We start from the raw sequence: 4,280 nt of genomic DNA, 5'->3' as shown, positions 1-4,280 counted from the left end.
AACTTCAGCATCGGGAAGATCTCCTCGTATGGAAGGTCGCGGCCGGGGAAGGCCACGGCGGCCTCCCCCGGTGCTTTGTCCGCCTATCTCTAAGACCGGAAGCGGCTGATCACTTCCTTGCCGAGCAACTCGATCTGGTCGAACCACCGGTCGAACTTGAACCGGAGGTCGAAGACTAGGTGCTCGGTGCCGACCTCCGCGAACCGGTGCAGTTCCCTGATCGCGTCATCCGGCGTGCCCACGATCAGCTGCCCGGACAGGTCCTCTACCGTCTCGAACCCGCCAGACGGCGGCTTCACCGCGTACTTCGCCTTGTTGGCCCAGGCCAGGAGGCCGGGAATGTTCACGTGCTGCAGGGCCTCGTCGCGGGTCCGCTCGACCGAAGTGGGCGGGATCACCGCCACAGTCGGCATCGGCTTGCCCGCCTCGCTCGATAGCCCCCGCATGGTCTGCACTCGCTTGTCCAGCGTCGCCATCGAGATCCGGCCAGGCATCCACCCGTCGCAGAACTCGACCGCAAGGCGGGCCGAGCGGGGGGTGGCGCCGCAGTACCAGAAGGGGATGCGACCGCCCACGGGCTTCGGCTCGATGGTCACGTCGTTGAAAGTGAAGTTGCCGTCGGAGTAGTCGACGTTGTTCTCGGTGAAGACGCGCCGGAGGATCTCGGCGTTGGAGCGGACCAGCTCGACGCGGTCGCGGTCCTGCCACTCGATCGCCGCGAACTCGTGGTCGAAGGTACCCGCGCCGAACCCGAGGATCAGTCGCGGCCCGACGAGCTGGGTGATCGTGCCGGCCATGAGCGCCGTGACAAGCGGGTGCCTGAACGGGATCAGCGAGCCGGTACCCAGCTCCACGCGCTCGGTCACGGCGCCGATCGCGGTCAGGGTGGTGAGCGCGTCGTAGAAGGTCCGGTTCGGCTTCTCCATCTCGCCGTGCGGCTCGAAGACGAGGTGGTCGCGCACCCACACCGAGTCGAAGCCCATCTGCTCGGCCAGGATCGCGCCGTCGAGGACGTTAGTTCGCGACGCGTGCTCGCCGAAATGCGGTAGCAGCAGCCCGAATTTCATCAGACCAGCACCTCGCTCTTGGTGGCCAGCTTGCCCTGCCCTGGACTCCCGGTCACTTTGCCGTTCGCGAAGACCTCGGCCCCGCGCACGTAGGTCGTCTCAATCGCCGCGCTCACCTGGCGGCCGTCGTAGCAAGTCCAGCCGATCTTGGACAGGACGTCGTCGTTGCTGATCGTCCAGTCGGCGCTCATGTCCGCGATAACGAAGTCGGCGTCGTGGCCCGGGGTGAGCGCGCCCTTCTTCCCGGCCAGCCCGAACTTGCGGGACGGGGCCCACGCCATGAGTTCGACGACCCGCTCCAGGGTGAGCTGGCCCTTGCTGACCGCGTCCAGGGCCAGCGGGTAGAAGTACTGGATGCCTGGCGTGCCGGTGTGTGAGCTCCACATCTGCGTCCAGCCGATCTCCTTCTCCTCTCTCGTGTGGGGGGCGTGGTCGGAGGAGAACATGTCGATCGTCCCGTCGCGCAGGCCCTCCCATACCGCCTGCCGCCCGTCGTCCGGGACCCAGTACGACAACGCGTACGGGCCGAGCCGCTCGACGTCGTCCCAGGTGGACAGGAACGGCAGCCAGTGGTTCACCTCGCAGGTGACGTCGATCCCCCGCGCCTTAGCGCGCCGGATCGCCGCCACCGAACGCGCCGTCTGAATATGGGCCAGGTGGACCGGGCAGCCGGACGCCTCCGCCAGCCGCAGCACGACGTCGATCGCCGTGTCCCAGATGACGCCGTTCCGTGCCGCGTAGGCAGAGGCGTAGGCCTGCGGGGTGTTCTCCCCGCGCGCCAGGTACTCGCCCTCGATGTAGTCCATGAGCGACTGGTCGTGCGGGTGGATGATGAACCGCTTGCCGGTGGTCGCGATGATGTCCATCGCCTTGAGCAGGTCGCCGTGGCCGTGCATGCCGGTGCCTGCCGGGTGCGGATAGGTGCGGCCGGTGTCCACCACCATGTAGATCTTGAACGCGTTGATGCCCATGGCGGCCATGGGCACCAGTTCCTCGGCCAGTGTCGCGGCCGGATTGTGGTTGTAGTCGACGATCGACTTCTGCTGGTAAAGGTCGAACACCGCGCGCAGCGTCTCCACCGAGGTCGTCGGCGGGATCAGGTTCGGCATGCCGAAGATGGTCGTCACGCCGCCTGCCGCTGCCTGCAGGGTCGTGGTGTAGATGTCTTCCTTGTGGGTCAGCCCCGGCTCGCGGGTGTGGACGTGAACGTCGATCATGCCGGGCAGCACGACCTTGCCGGTGGCGTCGAGGTCCGTGGCCGCGTCGACCGGCGTGTCGTGCCCGACCACGCCGACCACCTTCTCGCCGTCGACGAGCAGGTCGGCATGGACCGGGCCGCCTGGAAGGTAGATGGTGCCGCCGCTGACTCGCAGGTTGACGCTCATGCGCTTACCTCCATGGCTCGTTCTGGGTGATCCAGGTTGGCGCTCCTGGTGATGATGTCCGCAGGGCCCAGGTACCGGTTGAACCAGCCGACTAGCTGCGGCGTGGTTGCCTCCCAGTAGCGGTCGTATGAGGCGTAGTGGGTGGTATGCCGCTGCAGCAGCAGTCGCTTGGGGCCACGGGCGGCCTCGTAGAGCGCGACCGCGTGGTCGGTAGGCGTCGTGGCGTCGTCCTCCACCGCGATCACTAGCAGCGGCGTCGTCACTGCCGCCGCGGCGGCGGCGGGCCGGTAGTCGATGATCTCCTGCGCGCACGACAGGCGCACCTTCGCCGGCACCCGGCCGTCGACGTCGGCCTTGACCGCGGTGGCCCGGCGCTCGGGGGTCGGGACCATGATCTCCTCGCGCGGGTTCACGAGACGACCGCTGCCGCCCGTCGCGGCGCGCTCGGCGCGGTCCGCTCTGATCTCCTCGAGGAAGGCCAGCCACTCGTGCTCGCTACGCATCCGGTGCAGCCAGTCGCCGCCGTCGGCCACCGGAAGCTGGCTCACGGCCGCCCGGACGCGAGGGTCGCTGGCGGCCAGCATGATGGCGTTGCCGCCGCCAGTGCCGCCGCTGCCGAACACGCCGATGGAATCGCGCACGATGTCCGGCCTGGACTCCAGGTACGTGACGGCGCTCATCAGGTCCTCAAGCTGGCGACGGGGCGAGAGCACCGTGCGGTCGCCCTCGGAGTCGCCGAAGCCCCGGTAGTCGAATATCAAGACGGCGAACCCGGCCGCGGTCAGTGCCTCGTGGTAGCGGACGTAGAGGGCGGCGTCCTTGAGCCCCATCCACCCCGGCCCCTGAACGATCGCGCGCAACGGCCCGGCTGCGTCGTCGGGCAGCCGGAGGAGGCCGCTGATGCGGTCGCCCTCGCTGTACCAGGAAACATTCTCGGTTCTCATCGTCACCTTTGCTTCTCGGATTCGTCGGGCTCGTCTGGCGGCGTGTCGCCGTAGAGCAGGTTGTCGACGCCCGCGCTGACCTCTCGCAGGTGCTGGCGCAGCCACCTCTCGGCCTGGTCGGTGTCGCCGTTCGCGACGTGCTCGACGAGCTGGCTGTGCGTCGCGTGACCGGGACCAGAATGAGAGACGCGCCAGCCGAGCAGGTACCGCCCGACGCTGCTGCGCAGGCCCTCGATCAGCTCCGTGGTACGGGGGGCATTGCTGGCGTCGTAGAGCTCCCGGTAGAACTGGACCCTCTTGTCCACGAACGGGTCGCCTTCCGCCTCGGCGTCGAGCTCGGCGGCGAGCTCACGCAGCCGGGCGACTCGCTCCGGCGTCATCGTGGCCATCGACCTGCGCAGCGCGTAGGTCTCAAGCAACCCGCGCAGGTCGTAGATCTCGGCGATCTCGCGATGGGTCAGCGACTGCACGACATAGCCCCGGCGCGGGTGGAACTCGACGAGGCCCTCGGCCTCCAGCCGGACCAGGGCCGCGCGGACCGGCAGCCGGGACACGCCGATGGCCGTTGCCATGGCCTCCTGCCGCAGCCGCTCGCCGGGCGAGAATGCCCCGCTGAGGACGGCCTCGCGCAGCACCTCGTACACCATGTCACCGATCGAGCGGTAGCCACGGCCCAGGCGGGCCACGACGCTTTCGAGGCTTGCATGGGCAGCGGTCGACTCCCTCGCGCCAGCCGGGAGTTCGTCGCGCGCGGCGGCGGTGGTCGACCTGTGGTCGGCGGTCATGTCTGAGTTCTCCTTACAAATTGGCATGCGGAGTTGATCCCGCGAGGCGATTCAGGCGGCAAGCCGCCCTCCATCGACGAAGAGGGTCACCCCGTTCAC

Annotated in this window: 4 protein-coding genes; all 4 read right to left on the bottom strand. The window is 68.3% G+C overall.

The window, feature by feature from the left end:
- Positions 1 to 89 precede the first annotated feature (89 nt).
- From VG296_RS02945 to VG296_RS02930, 4 genes are read right to left on the bottom strand one after another with little or no spacing between them, the layout of a single operon-like run.
- Positions 90 to 1,067 (bottom strand): LLM class flavin-dependent oxidoreductase, encoded by a 978-nt coding sequence (locus VG296_RS02945; RefSeq protein ID WP_325562764.1) that lies wholly within the window; start codon positions 1,065 to 1,067, stop codon positions 90 to 92.
- Complete coding sequence (locus VG296_RS02940; RefSeq protein WP_325562762.1) at positions 1,067 to 2,452, bottom strand: dihydroorotase family protein; 1,386 nt, start codon at positions 2,450 to 2,452, stop codon at positions 1,067 to 1,069. Before VG296_RS02940 ends, VG296_RS02945 begins: the two co-directional genes overlap by 1 nt.
- Positions 2,449 to 3,396 carry an alpha/beta hydrolase gene (locus VG296_RS02935; protein WP_325562760.1) on the bottom strand — a complete coding sequence of 316 codons (948 nt, stop codon included), beginning with the start codon at positions 3,394 to 3,396 and terminating at the stop codon, positions 2,449 to 2,451. Before VG296_RS02935 ends, VG296_RS02940 begins: the two co-directional genes overlap by 4 nt.
- Before the next feature lie 2 nt (positions 3,397 to 3,398).
- Positions 3,399 to 4,181 carry a GntR family transcriptional regulator gene (locus VG296_RS02930; protein WP_325562758.1) on the bottom strand — a complete coding sequence of 261 codons (783 nt, stop codon included), beginning with the start codon at positions 4,179 to 4,181 and terminating at the stop codon, positions 3,399 to 3,401.
- Positions 4,182 to 4,280 lie beyond the last annotated feature (99 nt).

The sequence above is a fragment of the Actinospica sp. genome, from assembly GCF_035552695.1.
Lineage (GTDB): Bacteria > Actinomycetota > Actinomycetes > Streptomycetales > Catenulisporaceae > Actinospica.
This window is presented reverse-complemented; position numbering and strand designations above follow the sequence as displayed.